A 19,709-nucleotide genomic window follows, 5' to 3' on the forward strand; every position below is an offset into this window, starting at 1 on the left:
TGTGCAGTCTATAATCAGGGCATCCTGATCAGCGATAAATCTGGAGCCCAAGTGATTGCCGATTATTATCAGCCTTACTTTAACAGAGAATGGGACGGCTTTCATGGAACTTTCTACACACCACCAGATAAATATTCGGGACATCCGGCGGTATTGCGTTCAGGGGACATATTCCAAATTGGCTTTCAACTGTTCACCGGATATGGTGAATACGCGATGCCGGAGCATAAATACTTGCTGAAATACTGTATCGAACAATTGCTGGCAGATCCGGTTCTAACATTCGAGCGTATTCCTTCTACTGCACGCGTCTCTGTAACTGCCAAAGAGAACATGGAAATGATCCACATCAAAGTAACCTACCCAGAGCTGAGAGGCAAATACAATGTGATCGAGGAGCATTCCGTCCTGCACGGGGGTGTGGTAAGTATCAAGGGAGATAGTGCCAAGGCTGTTTACATAGCGCCTACGCAACAACCGCTTGCCTATGAGCTTATAGACGGATACATCCGCATCCCGCTGCCCGAAATAGAAGGCTACATGATGGTTGTTGTAGAGCATTAAATGGTAGTTTAATAGGACAGGTCCACGTTCCTTCAGGGAGTGTGGGCCTGGTTTATTTTATGAACTTATTAGAAAGTATAAGCTTTTTGGGTGATGCCTGGAGTGAAAAATTCCCGAATACACAGTGTAGCTTTACAGTGGGAAAGTGGACGGTGTGACTCTTCATCCTGCGAGGGAGTCAGAAAGGAAGCTCAGATTATCCTATCGCCACTATCCCTATCCCTCAGGAAAGTAACTTCTACTGAAAGTCCGTTATCCGTTTGATCGTAGCAGTAGCAGCCCAACCTCGCTGAAATGAGCGTGTACTCCACTTAACGATGTTTTTCATCGTTAAAGTAGCAAATCCTTCTCACCTGCGCGTTCTCTTCTTCCCCAGCGCCTGCGCCCGCTAGGAAATCTCTACTAACCAAAAGAAAAAGCCTTGCTGGCTGTCCGTTTGAGCTTGGTGTTCGTGTGATTCGTGCGATTGTAGCCATTCCCTCCGCAACGCACCCAAGTCACGAACATGCTCATCAAAGGACGCCTACATGAATTCCAGATTTTCATTGAAGTCACTATCCCTTTCGGTCAGGAAACAGAAGCGTTGCGGGCTCTTCATTCCCAGCACCTTGCCCGCTAGGAAATCTCCTCCAAGCAAGAGAAAAACCCTTGCTGCTGTCCGTTTGAGCTTGGCTTGTTTCGCACTCTGCAGCTGAGAGAGGAAAGGGATGTGGGTGGAAGAGCGATAGCGTCCGCCTTTAAAGATTTGTTCCAACCCCTTCATCCATTCCATTCAAGGGAACAAATCTTTAACAGCGGCTGGAGCCCACATCCCTTTCCTCCGTTACACCCCAAGTCGAACACGCATCTCAAAGCACACGCCACAAGGTGTCTTTCACATTCTAATTGACATCGCTTTCAACACCTGATATATTGAAATAAATAAACGCGTGTTTATAAGTTATTTTCGGCCGAAGCGAGGGACTGCAAGTTGAAACATATAGAAATCAATAGTGAAGAAATTGCAAAACTTGCTCACGTATCAAGAAGCACTGTCAGCAGAGTGATTAATAACTACCCGAATGTTCCTAAAAAAACGAGAGAAAAGGTAATGAAGGTAATCGAGGAATACAACTACGTGCCTAATCTTTCTGCGCAAATATTGGCTGGGAAGAAGACGAAGACCATCGGATTATTCTTTATTAATCGGGGACATGTTTCGGAAGAAACATCAGCAAATTCGCTGATCACAAGTGTTATTGAGAACGCTTCAGCGCTGGGGTACTACGTATTGACCAATATCATCGGCGATACGAATTATACGGAAAGCATCAAGGGTGTGAAGGAGGTATTCCTGCAGCGCCGGATTGATGGAGGGATATTTATCGGCTGCGCTAATCACGAGCCGATGGTAGAGGAATTGATTGCGGAAGGCTTTATTGTCGGAATCGTCGATCAAGTGCTGCCCGGCCGCAACGAGCCGAACAGAATTGTATACAACTTCAATAACGAGGAAGCTGCTGTTCAAGCGGTTGACTATTTTGTTGGCTTAAACCATAAGAAAATTGGCATCATTAATGGAGACATGAAGAAATCATCGGCGAATTTCAAATACAAGGGATTTCTGATTGGAATGGAGAAGCACGGCTTGCAAGTGAATGATAAATGGATCATGCCGGGCCATTATGAGAAAGGCGGCTATCAAGCCATTACGGATTTGCTGGCCAATTCGAGCGAGAGTGATTTGCCGACGGCCATATTCGCCTCCAATGACAATATAGCCTACGGTGCTCTCAGAGCATTGCAGGACAATAACATAAAAGTTCCGGATGAAATATCGATCATCGGTTTGAACGATCAGATGCTAAGCGCTCATTTAAGGCCGGCATTATCTACGTTCAGAGCCAATTTCGGACTAATGATGCAGCAGATAACCCAGAAGGTGATTGAAAAGATTGAAGAGGGCATCGGGACCGAGTTTATTAAAGTGAGTCTGGATCTCCATTTTATAGAGAGGGAATCATGCAGAAAAAGATAATCCAAATTTTTTTGTACTTTTGTGAACGCGCGTTTATTTCTAAGGAGGTTAAAAATGGACATACTGATTACTGGGGCAAACAGGGGATTAGGGTACTCGCTCACGCTTGAAGGATTGCGTCGTGGTCACATCATTCATGCTGCAGTTCGCAATGTTGATGAAGCAGGCCCGTTGAAGCAACTAGCGGAAACCTTCTCACATAATCTTTTGCTTACAGAAATGGATGTTTCGAAGGAGCAATCAGTCATCAAAGCGCTGCATCAGACTAAACAACGAACCGCATCATTGGATGGCATCATCAATAACGCGGCTGTCATGGAAGAGTCTACGAAATACTTGGAAGATTTGGATATGGACTTAGTTCGTTGGACCTTTGAAGTCAACACATTTGGACCGATGCAGGTAGTTAAGCACTTTTTGCCCTTAATTTATAAAGGAACCACCCCTTCGATAATCAACATTTCATCTGAGGCGGGTACGATTCTCAACGCGTTCAGCACCAATTATCCGTATAGCATGTCGAAAACTGCATTAAATATGTTCAGTGAACGGCTAAGAGCGTATGTCAAAGATAAGGATATTATCGTATACGCCGTTCACCCTGGATGGATGAAAACGGATATGGGCGGCGAAGAAGCCCCCTTAGACCCGAACGAGACGGCCAGTGGCATCTTCGATTTGCTTGAACGGAAAGTAACCGTTAACAGCAAGATCTCGTTTATTGATTTCCGGGGAAGACCGATGCCATTGTAGATCACACATAATTTCGCGTTAAGCAGCCGCTGTTCATCAAATAAATACATTGGAATGGAGGTTTCCCGTTAATACTCGTAACAGCAGGCTGAATAACATAAATTGCTTTCAATGCAAGGCTACAACTTAAGAAGAGGTGGTCAGGATATGAAAATTAAAAAACTAGGGATGCTGTTGGTGGTCACTCTGCTCGTGCTCTCCTTACTTGCAGGATGCGCTTCCAAAGACAATAAAGGGTCTGGTACCGGAACAGAAAACGTCGAATTAACCTATTGGGATGCTGCATGGAATGAGCCAGTTACGCCGGGAATTATTAAAGAATTCGAAGAGCAGAATCCTGGCATCAAAATCAAAACCGAGTTTTTCCCCGATAACGGCATGCAGGACAAATATCTGGTTACACTGAAAAATAATTCGGGACCCGATGTGATCAATATCGCTGCGGATTGGACGGCTCCTTTTGCCACTGCTGGCGGATTGCTTCCGTTGGATGATTTTATAGCTAAAGATAAGGTCGACCTTGAGGATTTTTGGCCAGGTGCATTGAAGACGATTCAGGTGAAGGGCAAGATATACGCTTTACCTTATCGCAGTGAGACGTTGGGTATCTTCTATAATAAATCACTTTTTGAAAAAGCTGGCATCGACACAACTAAAGCGCCTGAAACGTGGGAGCAAGTACTGGATGACGCCAAGAAACTGACAAAAGACGGAACGTTCGGATTTGGTCTGGTAGGTAAACAGCCTGGAAACTTATCGATGCAATTGATTACGATGATCCGGACTTTCGGAGGGGATGTCTTAAATGAAGACTATACGAAATCAAAGTTGAGCGAGCCTGAAGCCATCGCAGCAGCCCAGTTCTATGTTGATTTGTATAAGACTCATAAGGTAACACCGGACAGCACGATGGAAAATGACAACGCTGCCTCACGTAATCTGTTTTCCACCGAGAAAGTCGCTATGTTCATAAGTGGAAACTATGACATTGATCCAATTAACAAAGCGAACCCTAACATTAGGTTCGGCACGGGGATGGCTCCGTACAGCAAAGAGCGCAAAACAGTGCTTGGCGGCTGGAACGTTGCGATAACCGCATCAAGCAAAAAACAAGAAGCAGCTTGGAAATTCGTTAATTTTATTGCATCCCCTGAGATTTCTGTGAAATACAGCAATACGTTCTCTTCCCGCGTCTCGGCGGCGAGCAATGAGAAATACCAGGATCCACTTATCAAGCCCTTCCTGGAAGGATTGAAGTACGCGACACCAATGCCAGCAATACCACAAATGACACAGATCCGGAAAATCATCCATGATAACCTTCAAAAAGCGATGATTGAGAACGTATCGGTCGAAGAAATGATGAAAGCAACCTCGCAGGAGGTTGACAAGCTGCTTCAGAAATAGCTCTAGTCATGCTTAAAACGGCTTGCTTCCAATTGGAGGAAGCAAGCCGTTCATAAAGGAGTGTACCGTATGCTGCACAGATTCAAATTTGCTCGTAATCCGGGGTTAATATACGTAGCTCCTGCTGTAATCGTCATCGCTTTTGTCATGCTGTATCCATTGATTTACACATTCTATATGAGCTTTAACAAAAGTGATATTTTTTCGGATCAATTGAAATTCGTCGGGTTTTCTCAGTACGTGGAGCTATTTCAGGATAAGTTGTTTCTTAATTCGGTTAAGGCAACCTTGATTTGGACAGTAGGCAGTGTGTTTTTTCAATTTCTAATAGGATTTGTGGCAGCTGTTGTCATTAATCAGAGCTTTATTCGATTCAAAACAGGGCTCCGTATCCTTATCATGGTCCCTTGGGTGCTCCCTAGCATCATAGGTGTCAACATCTGGAAATGGTCGTATCATCCTGACTTTGGGATTATCAATTATATATTGAAGTCGCTCGGTATCATTTCAACCAACATCACTTGGGTGTCTGGAGCCGATACTGCACTTCTATCGGCTATTATCGTCAACGTCTGGAAGATGTATCCTTTCGTTATGCTAATGGTTGAGGCTTCTTTGCAGAGTGTTCCGCAGCAATTAAGGGATGCCGCCAAAGTGGATGGTGCGGGTCCGGTCAGAGCATTTCTTAATGTTACGATGCCTTATATTGCTTCTACCTGCTATACCGTCATTTTGCTGCTTACGATATGGACATTTAATGCCTTTACATTCATATATGCCTTGACAGAAGGCGGTCCGGCGCATAAATCGGAAATATTGTCGATGTATATTTATAAATTTGCTTTCCAGAACTTTGATTTCGGCATGGCTTCGACCGCAAGTGTTGTGTTGTTCGCGATAACAGCAGCTTTTGCAGTCGTGTATATCAAGTTTTTCTTGAAAGGGGATGAGAGAAAATGAAGAGAAGAAGGAGTAGTATTTTCGCTCAGTATAGCGGCAGCTATTTATTTCTACTTTTTTTGATTGTCTTTGCGTTCTTCCCCGCTGTATGGATGTTTGCCACTTCGATCAAGCCAATAACGGAAATATTCCAGGTTCCGCCCAGGTTTACGAGTGACCATCCTACACTCGAGAATTACCGGAGAGTTATTTTTGAGAGCAAAATACCACGCGCGTTCTTGAATAGCGTCATTATTACCTTCTGTACCACATTCATGACTCTTATCATTTCTATATTGGCGGGATATGGGTTTGCGCGATACAGATTTTCTGGCTCGCGTGCCTTATCGACAGGTTTGCTGTTCGGGCAAATGATGCCGGGCGTCATTATTATTATGCCACTTTACATGATTTTCAATAAAATTCATTTGATTGATACGTATGCCGCGGTCATTATCGCCAATATGGCCGTTACGATTCCGATGGGCGTTATTATGCTCCGCTCATTTTTCCAAACGGTTCCCAGAGAACTGGAGGAAGCAGCGAAAATCGACGGTGCGAGCAGCCTCGGAGCCTTGTTCCGAATCATCCTGCCCATTTCGATACCGGGGATAATAGCCGTTGGTGTGAATTCCTTTTTGAACTCATGGGAAGAGTTTTTGTTCGCATTGAATTTGACCCATTCCGAATCAGTCAAGACGCTCCCCATTGCGGTGAATGAGTTTAGTGGCGAATTCGTCGTGGATTGGGGCGGGATGATGAGCGCTTCTGTCGTCATCTCTGTACCTGTGCTGCTCATCTTCCTTTTATGTAACAAATATTTTGTGAAAGGTTTATCGGATGGTGCAGTTAAAGGTTAGGTAGGCCTTGGTAGGCCTTGGCAGCACTCGGACACCCCAATGCAATCTTACGGAATCTGATTATTCAGAAGACGTATTATTGAATAAATAAAATAGATAGAAAACTGGAGGGAAACACATGCAAGCCATATCAACAAACAAGATAGTGAAGGTTGGCATTATCGTAAACGATATCGAACAAGCCGTGAAAACTTATGCCGATTTGTTCGGCTTGAAGGAAGTTCCGGCGGTAAGGGTACCCAAAAGCGATCTGCCACCCTCAGATCCCAATGCACCTGCATATACGTTATATCGGGGTGAATACAGGAATACAGGATGTAAAACCGCGTTAATTCCGATGGAACCTATTTATATCGAATTGATTGAACCCCTGAAGCAGCCAAGCCCTTGGACTGAGTTTCAGGAGAAGCACGGTCAAGGGGTGCACTATTTGGCTTATAACATCGAAGGTTTTGACGAGCATATTGAGCTTTTGGAAAGCAAAGGAATGCCAGTGGTCCAAAGAACCGAAAAGGGGCATGAACGGTATGCTTACTTTGAAACGGAAAACGCTCTTGGCGTAACTATCGAATTTAAAGAAATCGGCGAAAAACAAACATCAGGAGGAGACAAAAACCATGATTAAAGGAATTGGACATACAGCGTACGTAGTGAAGGATATGGAGAAATCATTGCAATTTTACTGTGATATATTAGGATTTCGCAAATTATTTGAATTAAAGCACCCTTCCGACAATGCACCCTGGATTGTGTATGTAGAAGTACGCAAGGGGCAATTTATTGAGTTATTTTACGGCGGTACGCACAAAAATGATGTTGATAATCAGACGATAGGCTATGCACACTTATGCCTGGAGGTAAACGATATCCAAGAAATCGCCAATCATGTCAAAGGCAAAGGGCTAACGTTGGATGTGGAGCCCAAACAAGGCCTGGATAAAAATTATCAGTGCTGGGTTAAAGATCCGGACGGTAACCGGATTGAGTTTATGCAGATGAATCCGGAATCCCCGCAAATGAATTCGTAAAAAAGCGCGAAAGCTTCGCATGTGGAGGGCAAGGAATGTCCATTAACAAAATAAAAGTAGGTATCATTGGATGTGGCGGCATTGCAACGGGTAAGCATTTGCCTAGCTTAATCAAATTGCAGCATGTCGAGGTTGTTGGCTTCTACGATCATTCCCCCGAAAAATCCGGGAATGCGGCGAAGCAATTCGGGACGGGTGACGCTAAGGTATTTGCCAGCTATCAAGAACTGCTCGCCGATAAGACGATTGATGTTGTCCATGTATGCACGCCCAATCATACGCATGCAGAAATATCGATCGCCGCCTTGGAGGCGGATAAGCACGTTATGTGTGAGAAACCGATGGCCAGGACCTCAGCTGAGGCTCGAAGCATGCTGGAAACCGCCCGAAGAAAAGGGAAGAAGCTGACGATTGGTTATCAGAACCGATATCGGCCGGACAGCCAATATTTGAAGCAGGTGTGCGATCGGGGCGATTTAGGCGATATTTATTTTGCTAAGGCGCTAGCTGTCCGGAGACGGGCAGTGCCAACCTGGGGCGTATTTATGAATGAAGAGAAACAAGGCGGCGGTCCGCTTCTTGATATAGGTACACATGCGCTCGATCTGACATTATGGATGATGAACAATTATGAGCCGGAGCTAGTCGTGGGTTCGACTTATAAGAAAATGAGCAGCAGACCGCATTCTGCCAACGTATTTGGGCCTTGGGACCCCGCCAAGTTTACGGCGGAAGATTCTGCTTTCGGCTTCATTAAGATGAAAAATGGCGCGACGATTATGCTGGAGTCTAGCTGGGCGCTGAACTCGCTGCAGGTTGGTGAAGCACAAACGGTTCTATGCGGTACGGAAGGTGGAGCCGACATGCTGGACGGCTTGCGCATTCATGGCGATGACTTGAATCGGCTGTATATCCAACAAATCGACTTGTCTCCGGGCGGGGTCGCATTTTATAAAGGGCAATCTGAAACTGATGCCGATATGGAAATGAGGCTGTGGATCGAGAGCGTCGCCTACGACAAGGAATTGGTCGTTAAGCCAGAGGAAGCGCTCGTAGTGACGGAAATTCTTGAAGCAATCTATCAGTCGAGTGAAACCGGGCAACCTGTGTATTTATAATCCGGACGGAATTTTTATTCATTATAAACTGTATTGCACGTTGAGATTGTATTGTAGGTGCTGTCTCTAATTTGCCTCTATTTAATAAAGAAGGAGCTATTGTTATGAAAATAACTGCTATCGAGATGTTTCCGGTGGAGGTACCGGTTATTCCGGTTGCGGAGGGCGGGATCGCACCTTATTGGGGAAGTCAGGATAAAGTAGGGACTACGAGAGTGACCAGCTTGTTGTTCAAGGTGTCGACCGACGAAGGGATTACCGGATGGGGCGAGATGAATCCGATCATTTCGACGAAGGTGACCGCTGTGCTCCTCGACGATTATATCAAGCCGCTCGTGATAGGCAGAAATCCGTTTGATCTGAAGCCGATCATGAAGCAATTTAATCCGGGCTCCAATCCGCAAATCAATACGAAGAGCTTCCTAACTGGGGTTGAGATGGCTTGCTGGGATATTATGGGTAAATCGGTTAATAAACCAGTGTATGAGCTGCTTGGCGGCAAGTTCCGTGACAGCATCGAGATCGCTTATGCGCTTGGTATGCTCGATATCGCGGAAACAAAAGAGAAAATAGCCCAGATCAAAGCGGAAGGCTACCGTACGCTAAAAACAAAAGGCGGCAAGGACGTCCTAAGTGATATCAAGCGTGCGATAGCCATACGTGAAGCAGGTGGCGATGAGTTCCAGTTCCGCGTGGACATGAACATGGGCTATGACACGCCTACGGCGCTGCGGTATTTGCATGGCGTGGAAGATTGTTATCTTCAGTTTGTCGAGCAGCCGATCAAATACAATAAATTTGACGATTTGAAATCGCTGCGCGATCGATCCCTTACCCCGATTGGGATCAACGAAGATTGTTACATCCCGGGCAACCTGCTCGAAGCGGTCAAACGCGGCTGCATCGACGTGGCGATTGTCGACTTCGAGGCGCTTGGCGGGATCAGCGAATTAATACGTCTGGATGCAATCGCACACGAAGCGAATTTATCGCTTGCTCATCACTGCGGCTGGGACATGGGAGTCAAGCTGGCTGCTATTCTGCATGCGACATGTACGATGCCGGCCTTTACCTTTCCAATGGATAGCACATACATGGCACACGGTGACGATATATTGAAGGACAGGATCAAGATTTCAGATGGCAGCTATTTGGTACCTGAGGGACCTGGGCTTGGCGTAGAAATCGATGAAGAAAAACTTACATTTCTCTCAGTAAATGGGTGTAACTAAAAAAAAGAAAACTTCCTTCCCCGTTAGCGCTTGAGCTGGCGGGGTTATTCTGTTATTCTTTCTATATTCTTTCTTATTGCCAAAGTTCGTAAACATGACATTTGTCATACTTGCCACTTGACGTTTGTTACTACTAACATCTGCTCCTTTCCTTTATAATTAAATTACAGACTTCACAGTCAAAACTCAACGCTACAGGAATTGGGAGAACTGATGCTCAAAAAAGAACAGCTTAGCTTCAAAAAGGAAATTGCCCCTTATGAAAAGTCTAATTTAAAAGCGAGTATTTGGCAGCTTGTCAACACACTTATCCCCCTAGTTGCCCTCTGGTATTTGGCTTATCTTAGTTTATCCGTTTCTTATTTTCTTACTATTGCATTAGCAATTTGTGCTTCCGGCTTTGTAATTCGGACTTTTATAATTTTTCATGATTGTTGTCATGGATCGTTTTTTAAGAATCGGACAGCTAATGAAATTGTCGGAACGATAGCAGGCGTTTTAACTTTTGTTCCATACCTGCAATGGAAAGCTACTCATTCTATTCATCATGCCACAAGCAGCAATTTAGATAAAAGAGGGATTGGCGACGTATGGGTCATGACGATTGAGGAGTATATATCTGCTACTCCATGGCAGCGGCTTGTATACCGCGTATATCGGAATCCATTTGTTATGTTTGGTCTAGGTCCTATATTTATATTTCTTTTTTCCTACCGTTTAAACCGGAAAGAAGCCAAGCGCAGAGAGCGTATTAACACTTATATTACTAATACAGCAATAGTCGTTGCCTACGGTTTGATGTGCTGGGCAATAGGCTGGCAGGCATTCCTGATGATTCAAGGTACTATGTTTTATGTTTCAGGAGCACTTGGTATTTGGTTGTTTTATGTACAGCATCAATTTGAGGATTCTTATTTTGAGAATGAAGAGGATTGGGACTACGTCAAAGCGGCTATGGATGGAAGCTCTTACTATAAGCTACCGAAAATCCTGCAATGGTTGACTGGTAACATCGGCTTTCATCATGTGCATCATTTTAGCCCAAGAATACCAAATTATTATTTGGAAGAGCTGCATGATACGAAGGCTCCTTTACAGAATGTACAGACGATCACACTGGCTACAAGCTTGAAATCGCTTCGCTTCCGTCTTTGGGATGAACAAGGTAAGCGGTTTGTGAGCTTCAGGGATATAAGGCATTTGGTAATTAAACCAGCGATTGATTTAAAATAAAATAAAAGGAAAAAGGATGGTTATTTAAACCATCCTTTTTCTTTGAACCTGGTAATCGCTTCGATCCGGTTGCTTACCTGGAGTTTATCGAGGATTACCGAAATATAATTACGCACCGTTCCGGTCGTGATATAGAGCTGGCTGGCAATTTCCTTCGTATTTTTCCCGTTGGCGATCAGCTCCAACACCTCGCGCTCCCTTTCGGTGAGCGGATTTTCTTCTCCATATGCACCATCTACGAGCTCCGGCGCGTAAATACGCTTGCCTGCCATAACACTGCGAATAGAGCTTGCTAATTCCTCGCTTGAGCTATCTTTTAATAAATATCCGTTCACTCCAGCTTTCATAGCCCGCTCAAAATATCCAAAAATAGCAAATGTTGTTAAAATAATTACCTTGCAGTCCAAACACTTGAGCTCTTCAGCAGCGTCTAGTCCACTTTTTATCGGCATTTCAATATCCATAATACAAATATCAGGCTGCAGACTGCGCACAAGCGCCAGCGCTTCCTCACCATTGTTCGCTTTTCCAACGACCTCCATGTCGTCCTCCAAATCAAGTAGAGAACCCAGAGCTCCGAGCAGCATCCGCTGATCTTCCGCAATCACGATTCGAATCATGGCTATCTTCCCCTTCCCGTCTGCTTCACCAGATTAGGTACCTTAATCGTTACCGTTGTTCCTGCTTGTCCATCGGAATTGATGTCCAGGCTTCCATTAACAAACTCGACCCGTTCTTTAATACCAAGGAGCCCGTTTCCTTTGACCGTGTAGCCCTCTTTGGTAATGCCGACCCCGTTATCTTGAACGCTAATTTTGATATCGGTTTTGGACTGCTCGATGCTGATTTGACAGGAGGTAGCCTGACTGTGCTTGACGACATTCGTGATAACTTCCTTCATGCACATGCTGAGCACATTTTCTATAAATAAGGACACATTGGTCAGCCTAGCCAGGCCTACGAATTCAACCTCGATCTGGGCAGCTTTCAATATTTGCTTAATCCGGATAATTTCTTCCTCTACTCGGGTGCCGCGCATATGGGAGACCATTTCCCGGACTTCTTTTAAGGCCGTTCTGGCGGTCTGGTGAACATCTTTCATTTCACTTTGCGCTCTTTCCGGATTTTTATAAATCAGCTTCCCTGCCAGGTCACTTTTCAGACCGATAAGCGAAAGCTTTTGCCCAAGAGTATCATGAAGATCGCGGGCGATGCGCTGACGCTCTTCCTGCTTGATGAATTCGGAAATCCGTTTGTTGGCATCCTCCAGCTGCTCTTGCAGCTCGCCTCTTTTATTACGGTAATAAGCGTTGAAGGGGAGCAGAATAACTCCGATTAGACTTATCAGGATGAACGGAAACTGGGCAAGAAACCATTTGGTTTGCAGGGCAAGTCCGAAGTTAATGGTGATGAAGGTGCTAAGCAAATGAACCGAATATAAGGTGAAAAAGCCAATGCGATTCTGAATGTTGCCGATAAAAAAAGCGAGAAAAAAGGAGAAATAAACATAACCGAAGAGAGAGGTCATAATGATGGAAATGACAATCTGAATGCTGGTCCATACATACACAGGCCAGCCTTTGGCCGTGAACGACAGCCGATAGCAAATAAAAAATATAATGATTAATATAATTCCGAAAATAATTTCATTCGTAGAGGAGGAGCGGAAAATAAAGTAAAAAGGCAAAATGCAAAATACGACCCAGATATAAGGAGCAAGACCCGTGCTTTTAGGGAAAATGGAGTACAGCTTCTGCATCGTATAACCTCTTTTTCATAGCAATTTTAACCTTGATCCTATCATACCACAAAAGATAAGCGGAGTTTGAGCGCACTGATGAATCTTGTGTACATATGCATTAGAGTGCAGAAAATGGGATGAAATCATTCCATCTAGTCAGAAATTATTTATTCGAAAAGACACATTTCGACACACTATGACATGAAAATCAAGTATTATGTAGGTAGATTCAGGCATAAATTTTACGCGCCTTTCATACATATCGTACTTGTCATGCTTGCACACATAATTGAAATACCAATTCTAGATTGAAACATCAATTCGAGAAGGAGGTTTTTTTGAGATGGATTTGAATAAAAATAATGAAAAGCCGTGGGAAGACACAGCAGCCGGGGGGCAGTCCCCGGTGGATGTTCCTCCAGTAGCGGCGGGGGCGGCAGGAGCATCAGGAGCGCAGCGTTCTGTATTGGATGATCTGACCGCTTCGGTCAAGCAGGTGGACAGGAACGTAATATTACGCTTGCTAAAGAATCCGCTGGAAGGTATGAAACTTAGCTCCAGTACTGACTTTGGATATGGCGTAGTCGGTATTGCCGCGGCTGTTGTTGGGTTTCTTGTTTGGGTTTTATTTATGGGCAGTGCAATGAACAGCATGCTGTTCGGCATGTTTGGCTTTGGTGGCGGATTTGGCGGATTTGCCGATTTGATGGAAACCAAAAGGTCGGTGAGTGCTGCTATATTTGGCAGAATGTTTTTAATTTCTCTCATCTCCGCGGCTTCATTTCTTGCCGCTCTGTGGTTCATCGGCCTATGGAGAGGCGGGCGGCGTCTGTCAATCAAACAATTTATTACGCAAATTGGCGCGATGCAGTTTGTAGTTGGAGCAGGCTTTGTAGCCGCTGGCCTTATTGCGCTAATGAGCATTAAACTGTCTTTTCTTGTCGTAACAGTTACCCTGCTGTCGACACTTGTGCTATCTGTCATCGCAGCATCCGACATGTTTCAAATTGCCAAGGAGCGCCTGGCCTCGTTCGTCATTTTTTCTGTAGCAGCCTATCTGCTGCTTGTGTCTTTGCTTTCCAGTATCGTGATGTAGTTTGGTAGCTTACGTAGCTTGGCCTTGGCAGCTCGGTGAGTCTGCTGGCATTTCGTTTGAGCGTGCGCTTCACTTTAACGATGTTTTTCATCGTTAAAGTGAGTGTCTTCAGGCCAATCAGCACTTTAATGATGATTTTCATCGTTAAAAGAGGTCGGATGGCCTCTCAGAGGGTTGTTTAACAGGGATTAACGATGTTTTTCATCGTTAAAGTATGGTTGTGGAGAGAATCTGGTGCTTTTAACGATGAAAAACATCGTTAAAGTAGCAGATCCTCTCCATTTTTCATCCCCAGCGCCTGCGCCAGCTAGGACTTCTCCTCTAACCAAGAGAAAAACCCTTGCTGGCTGTCCGTTTGAGCATGGTGTTCGTGCGATTGTAGCTAAAGAGAGGTAAGGGGTGTGGGAGGAAGAGCGATAGCGTCTGCCTTTAAAGATTTGTTCCTCCCCCCTGATCCTTTCCGTTCAAGGGAACAAATCTTTAACAGCGGCTTGGAGCCCACAGCCATTCCCTCCGTCATGCTCCAACGTTATGAACACGCGCCTCACAGGACGCCGCAAGGCGTCTTTTCATCAGTAAGCGCTTTCGACTAAAATCTCTTTATGTTATGATGGTGGAAAAAAAACTGGGGACTGCCAAAGATGACTTTACCAGATCAATTTTCGGTCCAGGCTTACAAATGGTTTCACCTGCTGAAAATAAAGCTGATTGCCGTTCTGCTGCTCAGCTCGATGATTCCCCTGCTGCTGATCGGGTTTATTTCTTATTTCTCCTTTTATTCGCTGGTGGACAGTAAAATTCAGAATGGCATTTTGCACAATTTGAAGCAGGTGCGCTTTTCGCTGGAAAATATGTTCAGCAATTTAAATCATGTGTCGCAGCAGCTTGCTTTTGACGGGCGGGTGGGACGGACTATTTATGATTATTTAACGAATGATAATTTGTACGAGAAAAAGTCGAGAGCGCAGGAGATCGAGGATGAGCTTAATTTAATCGGATCGACCAATCCGAATATCGGGCTGTTGTTTTATTATTTTGCTGATACCAAGGAATTTATGTTTCAGAATTATCAGGTAAGACCTGGATTTGAGATGAGTAAGCTACCTGTTTTCTCCAATTTCTACGGCATTACTTATCACGGCCCCCACCAAACGATGAATAATCAGGATGATCATTATGTGCTGTCGATATCCCGGGAAATGAATGTGGCAGGCCTGGATCGTTTGTACATCTACATGGAGTCGAATAACAAATTTACCGGGGCGATATTTCATGACGCTCAGTATGGGATGAAGGCGGCGCATTTACTGATTGATAACAAGGGAAAAATCGCCTACAGTGAGATTCCGGACGATTTTCCCGTAGGCATGGATTATGTGAGCCAATTCGGGACAGGAGTTACAGCCAAATCGAAGGGATATTATCATTTCAATGATCAAGGGAATCAAGGCTGGAAAATCGCAGTTGTCATACCTGAAAACATTTACGACCGCGAAATGCGGAGCTTTTTTTTGAAATACATGCTTCTTGCATGCGGTGCACTTTTATTCAGCCTGCTGCTGTCCTGGATCATTTGGCGAACTGTATACAGGCCGCTTAAACGGATGAGGAAAGAGATTCAAATGATGGCCAACAGCCAGTTTCATTCTCCGTTAAAGCTGACGCGGGTGCTGGAATTTGATTTATTATTGAATCAGTTTCACGAAATGAGGCAGAAAACCTGGAATTTGATCACCAGCATCGAAGAGAAGGAGCAGGCCAAGGCCAGGCTGGAAGTGGAAAAAATGAGGATGCAGATCAACCCGCATTTTGTTCATAACACGCTTGATACCGTAAGGTGGCTGGCAAGAATGAACGGCCAGGATGAGATTGATCGGCTCATTTCTTCTTTAAATAAAGTGATCTATTACAATTTAGGTAAAGAGGAGATGGTGACGATCCGCGAGGAGCTGGAAGCTCTACAGGATTATGTCATGCTCCAGGGAATCCGCTATAATTTTCGATTCGATATTCATATTCGCGCAGCAGATCACGTTCTTGAGACTCGTATACCGCGGTTTATTTTGCAGCCATTGGTTGAAAATGCTTTGTACCATGGCATTGGCGACGATGGGATTATAGAGATTGAGGTTGTCCATGAAGAAAATGCCCGTGTGTCCATTCAAATATCTGATAACGGGGCAGGGATGACGGAAGCGGAAATCAGCAGGGTGTTTGATACCGAGAACCAGGAACGCAAAAGCATTGGCATGGGAATCGGTATTGCCTATGTGCTTCATATGCTGAAATACCGCTATGGCGACGATGCGCGGCTTCAGGTGATGAGCGAGGCTGGCAGCGGAACCAAGATCAACTTACAGCTGCCTATAGGGCATAAGGAGCTGAATAAGCATGAAAGTATTGATCGTTGAAGATGAGCATCTGGTGCGAAAAGGGTTAATATCGATGATGCCTTGGGCTGATTTTGGGCTGGAGGTAGCCGCGGAAGCAGCCAATGGAGTTGAGGCCATTCCGTTAATTAAAGAGCATGGCATTGAGCTGTTGATTACCGATTTGGCGATGCCCAAGATGTCGGGACTGGATTTGATGAGGCATGTGAGGGTGCATTTTCCTCATGTATGGATGGTTGTGCTGACCTTTCATCAGGATTTTGAACATATTCAAACGGCACTGCGTCTTGGGGCAATTGATTATATCGCCAAGGTTCAATTGGAAAAGGAACAGATGGATGAGGTGCTGCGCAGAATTACAGCGCGTATTCAACAGGTCAAAGCAGACAGCGCCTATAACTCAAGTGAACCTTCACCTCCGCAGACTGGACTGCAGCACGATAAAGCTTATGTATTCCTTGCTCTGACCAAGGGGCAGGGGAGTCCCGGAGAGTCCTGCCTGAAGGAGATGCAGGCTGCGTGGACGGAAGTGGAAACAAACCTGTGGTTTTGTCCTGTCGGGGATGAGTGCCAGGAGCGGAGCTTTCTGAACAAATGGGCTCAGGAAGCTGCCGATGGGCAAGGGGTTGTGCTGAACTTGTCCGGACTGCTGGGCTTGGAGAAGAGCTCTTTGCTTCCCTCGCTTCGTGAGTACGTTTCGCGCCGCTTTTTTTATGATTATGCAAAAGGCCAGTCGCTGTATGAGCTGTCTTATAGCGAGCTATCGAAGCTTATATCGACGAATCATGCGCTAAATTCGCTGCAGGGCGAAGTTGATATCACTTCCATACGGGAGCAATGGGCGTCCCTGTATTGGGTCAATGATGAGCAGCGATTTCATGAATATGTGGCTCAAATGGAACAATTGCTTCTGCCTGCGCCGAAGCTGGAAAGCCTGTTCTATACAGCGATGACCAGATGGGAGCGATTCACAGAAATACCTTCCGTGCTCAAAGAAGGAATGGATGGACTGCGCTTCTGGAGCGATTGGCTGGACTGGCTGCACGCTGTCCGTATGCATATTCGCACAAATACGATGAAAGCCCGTTATGCCAAGGACATCGTTGAGAGCATTATGAGAGCGACAGAGCGGATTCATGATGATCTCAGCTGTGACATCAAGCTGAAGGATGTTGCCAGAGCAGTAGGCATGAGCCCGAGCTATATGAGCGCCTGCTTTCATGATATTGTCGGCAAGCCTTTTCAGGACTATGTGCGTGATGCCAGAATTGTTTACGCCCAAACTTTGCTGCGGGAAACGAACAAACCGATATACTGGATAGCGGTCCAAACCGGGTATCCGAATGAAAAATATTTCAGCAAAATGTTTCGCGAGCAAACGGGAAAGCTGCCGAGTGAATACCGTCAAGGGCCATAGTATACATTTGAACGCAAAAAAGGGATCCATTGCATCCGCCCGGTTGAGGTTTGCGAAGCCTGACTAAATAATATAAGGCTGTTTGCAGCCTATTGTGAGGATCGATTAGCGACATGGAATCGATCCTTTTCCTTTATGATAAAAGACGTACGATATGGAGTTGACAGAAGGGAAGGGGAGCATCAATTGAAAACATTTACCCAATCATTCACGAAGGGACTTACTAAGAGATTTACTAAGAGGTCTACGATATTCAACAAGAATTTCACAAAAGGACTGGCATTAAGTCTCATCGCTTCACTTGTTTTTGTTACCGCTTGCAGTAAATCGGAGGACGGAGGAAACACCAAGGAGAGTGCCACTCCAGCTGTCGTCAAGCCGGCAGATCCGTTTGGCAGGTATGATGAGACGGTGACCTTGTCGCTTGCGAAAGCTATTCTGCCTGAAGACAAGAGCTTGCCCACCGGAGACACGTTGGAAAATAATCAATACACACGTTATGTGCTGGATAAAGCGAATATTAAATTTGATTATACGTTAACAGCAGCGACAGGTGATGCATTTAAGCAGAAGGTTGAAGTCGCGATTGCCAGCAATGACATTCCCGATGTGATGATCGTTACGGAAAAACAGCTGCGGCAAATGGTGGAAGCCGGGCAGCTGGAAGACTTGACAGAGGTTTATGAGAACTATGCTACGCCGCAGATGAAAGAGGTGTTCGCTACCTCGCAAGGAAAGTCGCTAGAGATGGCTACCTTTGACGGTAAGCTGATGGCCATTCCGAACCAGGCTCCGGAAGCGGATTTCGTACCGCTCTTGTGGATACGCCAGGATTGGCTGGATAAGGTGGGGTTGGAGCAGCCCAAAACTGTAGATGACCTGATCAAGGTGGCCAAAGCATTTATTGAGCAGGATCCGGACGATAATGGAAAAGCCGATACGATCGGCCTGCCAGGTCCTAACACGGCGCTGAATAGTACAGACAAAGGCTTCGGCTCCATATTCACCTCCTTTGGTGCTTATCCAAAAACATGGCTGAGGGATAGCAGCGGGAATGTGATCTATGGATCGATTATGCCGGAAATGAAGGATGCGCTTCTTAAATTGAGGGAGATGTATGCCGCCGGCCTAATCGATAAGGAGTTTGCGCTGCGTAAGGATGCAGCCGAGCTTATCGCCGGAGGCAAGGCCGGGATGTTCTTCAGTCCTTGGTGGGCTCCATTTGGCGGGGCGCTGCTGGATGCAGTGAAAAATAATCCGAAAGCAGATTGGCAGCCCGTTACCGGACCCGTTGATGCGAATGGCCAATTCAACTCCGTGATGGGACCCGTCAGCAATCAATTTCTTGTAGTGAAAAAAGGAATCAAGCATCCTGAGGCTGCCCTCATCGCCTTAAACACTTTCTCGCTTCCTGATGCCGATAAGCTCGATAAAAATGTGCTGCCAGAGTACGTGCCGGTTCGTCTTGTGGCAACGCGGACAGATATTATTGCCGACATGTATCAATCGATTTCAAAAACATTAGCTGGAGAAATAAAGGAAGAGGAGCTTCCGGACAATTACAAGAGTGTGCTTGAATTAGTTAAGACGGAGCAAGCCAGTCCTAAGGCCGATTTGGGACTTTGGGGAAGCGTCCATTCATATATGGTCGGAGGCGGAGCGCTCGCCAAGCCTTACAATAAAGTGTACAGCCTGATCTACTCGGAGACCAAAACCATGGAGACGAAATGGGCAACACTCAACAAGCTGGAAGACGAAACCCTCCTGAAAATTATTATGGGCAGGGAGCCTATCGAAGCTTTTGATACTTTTGTTGAGAAATGGAAATCATTAGGCGGTTCGGACATTCTGAAAGAAATTGACGCTGCCAGCAATAACTGAAGCTTGCCGCAGCAGGCTGTCAAACAAACTGAC

At 45.4% G+C, this 19,709-nt stretch carries 18 protein-coding genes; 15 read left to right on the forward strand and 3 right to left on the reverse strand.

The annotated features are described in order from the left end of the window. On the forward strand, positions 1-564 hold a 564-nt coding region (locus J2Z66_RS36680; protein WP_209978000.1), incomplete at its 5' end, for a hypothetical protein. A gap of 523 nt (positions 565-1,087) precedes the next feature. Here the strand turns inward: J2Z66_RS36680 and J2Z66_RS36685 are convergent. Beyond that, on the reverse strand, positions 1,088-1,318 hold the full coding sequence (locus tag J2Z66_RS36685) for a hypothetical protein (RefSeq protein ID WP_209978002.1): 231 nt from the start codon (positions 1,316-1,318) through the stop codon (positions 1,088-1,090). A 216-nt stretch (positions 1,319-1,534) separates the two neighbouring features. On the opposite strand from J2Z66_RS36685, the gene J2Z66_RS36690 reads away from it, so the two are divergent. The 10 genes from J2Z66_RS36690 to desA all read left to right on the forward strand — a co-directional run bounded on the left by J2Z66_RS36690 (position 1,535) and on the right by desA (position 11,151). After that, positions 1,535-2,581 (forward strand): LacI family DNA-binding transcriptional regulator, encoded by a 1,047-nt coding sequence (locus J2Z66_RS36690; RefSeq protein ID WP_209978005.1) that lies wholly within the window; start codon positions 1,535-1,537, stop codon positions 2,579-2,581. Positions 2,582-2,635: 54 nt separating this feature from the next. After that, the gene (locus J2Z66_RS36695) at positions 2,636-3,334 is read left to right on the forward strand and encodes an SDR family oxidoreductase (RefSeq protein WP_209978007.1); all 699 of its coding nucleotides are present in this window, start codon (positions 2,636-2,638) and stop codon (positions 3,332-3,334) included. A gap of 147 nt (positions 3,335-3,481) precedes the next feature. After that, complete coding sequence (locus tag J2Z66_RS36700) at positions 3,482-4,741, forward strand: ABC transporter substrate-binding protein (protein WP_209978009.1); 1,260 nt, start codon at positions 3,482-3,484, stop codon at positions 4,739-4,741. 69 nt (positions 4,742-4,810) lie between these two features. After that, entirely contained in the window at positions 4,811-5,701 is an 891-nt protein-coding gene (locus J2Z66_RS36705) for a carbohydrate ABC transporter permease (protein WP_209978010.1), read from the forward strand. Then, the gene (locus J2Z66_RS36710) at positions 5,698-6,540 is read left to right on the forward strand and encodes a carbohydrate ABC transporter permease (RefSeq protein WP_209978012.1); all 843 of its coding nucleotides are present in this window, start codon (positions 5,698-5,700) and stop codon (positions 6,538-6,540) included. Before J2Z66_RS36705 ends, J2Z66_RS36710 begins: the two co-directional genes overlap by 4 nt. 118 nt (positions 6,541-6,658) lie before the next feature. Beyond that, positions 6,659-7,165 carry a VOC family protein gene (locus tag J2Z66_RS36715; RefSeq protein WP_209978013.1) on the forward strand — a complete coding sequence of 169 codons (507 nt, stop codon included), beginning with the start codon at positions 6,659-6,661 and terminating at the stop codon, positions 7,163-7,165. Beyond that, positions 7,158-7,568, forward strand: a complete 411-nt coding sequence (locus J2Z66_RS36720; RefSeq protein ID WP_209978014.1) for a VOC family protein — start codon at positions 7,158-7,160, stop codon at positions 7,566-7,568. Before J2Z66_RS36715 ends, J2Z66_RS36720 begins: the two co-directional genes overlap by 8 nt. A 35-nt stretch (positions 7,569-7,603) precedes the next feature. Continuing rightward, on the forward strand, positions 7,604-8,686 hold the full coding sequence (locus J2Z66_RS36725; RefSeq protein WP_209978015.1) for a Gfo/Idh/MocA family protein: 1,083 nt from the start codon (positions 7,604-7,606) through the stop codon (positions 8,684-8,686). 104 nt (positions 8,687-8,790) lie between these two features. Then, entirely contained in the window at positions 8,791-9,918 is a 1,128-nt protein-coding gene (locus tag J2Z66_RS36730) for a mandelate racemase/muconate lactonizing enzyme family protein (protein ID WP_209978016.1), read from the forward strand. A 213-nt stretch (positions 9,919-10,131) separates the two neighbouring features. Further along, positions 10,132-11,151 carry a Delta(5) desaturase DesA gene (gene desA / locus J2Z66_RS36735; RefSeq protein WP_209978017.1) on the forward strand — a complete coding sequence of 340 codons (1,020 nt, stop codon included), beginning with the start codon at positions 10,132-10,134 and terminating at the stop codon, positions 11,149-11,151. A gap of 20 nt (positions 11,152-11,171) precedes the next feature. Here desA and J2Z66_RS36740 read toward each other — a convergent pair whose 3' ends face one another. Together J2Z66_RS36740 and J2Z66_RS36745 are read right to left on the reverse strand one after the other, a co-directional pair. Further along, complete coding sequence (locus J2Z66_RS36740; protein WP_209978018.1) at positions 11,172-11,771, reverse strand: response regulator transcription factor; 600 nt, start codon at positions 11,769-11,771, stop codon at positions 11,172-11,174. 2 nt (positions 11,772-11,773) lie between these two features. Then, positions 11,774-12,910, reverse strand: a complete 1,137-nt coding sequence (locus tag J2Z66_RS36745) for a sensor histidine kinase (RefSeq protein WP_209978019.1) — start codon at positions 12,908-12,910, stop codon at positions 11,774-11,776. A gap of 325 nt (positions 12,911-13,235) precedes the next feature. On the opposite strand from J2Z66_RS36745, the gene J2Z66_RS36750 reads away from it, so the two are divergent. From J2Z66_RS36750 to J2Z66_RS36765, 4 genes are all read left to right on the forward strand, one after another. Next, a complete protein-coding gene (locus J2Z66_RS36750) occupies positions 13,236-13,988 on the forward strand; it encodes a hypothetical protein (protein WP_209978020.1) in 753 nt (250 codons plus the stop codon). Positions 13,989-14,629: 641 nt separating this feature from the next. Further along, positions 14,630-16,399, forward strand: a complete 1,770-nt coding sequence (locus J2Z66_RS36755; protein WP_209978021.1) for a sensor histidine kinase — start codon at positions 14,630-14,632, stop codon at positions 16,397-16,399. Next, entirely contained in the window at positions 16,380-17,795 is a 1,416-nt protein-coding gene (locus tag J2Z66_RS36760; protein WP_209978023.1) for a response regulator, read from the forward strand. The genes J2Z66_RS36755 and J2Z66_RS36760 overlap by 20 nt, the downstream gene beginning before the upstream one ends. Positions 17,796-17,981: 186 nt before the next feature. Continuing rightward, complete coding sequence (locus J2Z66_RS36765; RefSeq protein ID WP_245376121.1) at positions 17,982-19,676, forward strand: extracellular solute-binding protein; 1,695 nt, start codon at positions 17,982-17,984, stop codon at positions 19,674-19,676. The last annotated feature ends 33 nt before the right edge of the window (positions 19,677-19,709 follow it).

Origin of the sequence: Paenibacillus eucommiae, from assembly GCF_017874215.1 — a bacterium.
In the GTDB taxonomy this organism is placed as follows: Bacteria; Bacillota; Bacilli; order Paenibacillales; family NBRC-103111; genus Paenibacillus_AI; species Paenibacillus_AI eucommiae.

What these genes read in the sequence shown, in the direction of transcription:
- J2Z66_RS36695 (WP_209978007.1), top strand. Translation starts at nt 2,636, where the DNA reads ATGGACATACTGATTACTGGGGCAAACAGGGGATTAGGGTACTCGCTC.
- J2Z66_RS36700 (WP_209978009.1), top strand. Translation starts at nt 3,482, where the DNA reads ATGAAAATTAAAAAACTAGGGATGCTGTTGGTGGTCACTCTGCTCGTG.
- J2Z66_RS36705 (WP_209978010.1), top strand. Translation starts at nt 4,811, where the DNA reads ATGCTGCACAGATTCAAATTTGCTCGTAATCCGGGGTTAATATACGTA.
- J2Z66_RS36710 (WP_209978012.1), top strand. Translation starts at nt 5,698, where the DNA reads ATGAAGAGAAGAAGGAGTAGTATTTTCGCTCAGTATAGCGGCAGCTAT.
- J2Z66_RS36715 (WP_209978013.1), top strand. Translation starts at nt 6,659, where the DNA reads ATGCAAGCCATATCAACAAACAAGATAGTGAAGGTTGGCATTATCGTA.
- J2Z66_RS36720 (WP_209978014.1), top strand. Translation starts at nt 7,158, where the DNA reads ATGATTAAAGGAATTGGACATACAGCGTACGTAGTGAAGGATATGGAG.
- J2Z66_RS36725 (WP_209978015.1), top strand. Translation starts at nt 7,604, where the DNA reads ATGTCCATTAACAAAATAAAAGTAGGTATCATTGGATGTGGCGGCATT.
- J2Z66_RS36730 (WP_209978016.1), top strand. Translation starts at nt 8,791, where the DNA reads ATGAAAATAACTGCTATCGAGATGTTTCCGGTGGAGGTACCGGTTATT.
- desA (WP_209978017.1), top strand. Translation starts at nt 10,132, where the DNA reads ATGCTCAAAAAAGAACAGCTTAGCTTCAAAAAGGAAATTGCCCCTTAT.
- J2Z66_RS36740 (WP_209978018.1), bottom strand. Translation starts at nt 11,771, where the DNA reads ATGATTCGAATCGTGATTGCGGAAGATCAGCGGATGCTGCTCGGAGCT.
- J2Z66_RS36745 (WP_209978019.1), bottom strand. Translation starts at nt 12,910, where the DNA reads ATGCAGAAGCTGTACTCCATTTTCCCTAAAAGCACGGGTCTTGCTCCT.
- J2Z66_RS36750 (WP_209978020.1), top strand. Translation starts at nt 13,236, where the DNA reads ATGGATTTGAATAAAAATAATGAAAAGCCGTGGGAAGACACAGCAGCC.
- J2Z66_RS36755 (WP_209978021.1), top strand. Translation starts at nt 14,630, where the DNA reads ATGACTTTACCAGATCAATTTTCGGTCCAGGCTTACAAATGGTTTCAC.
- J2Z66_RS36760 (WP_209978023.1), top strand. Translation starts at nt 16,380, where the DNA reads ATGAAAGTATTGATCGTTGAAGATGAGCATCTGGTGCGAAAAGGGTTA.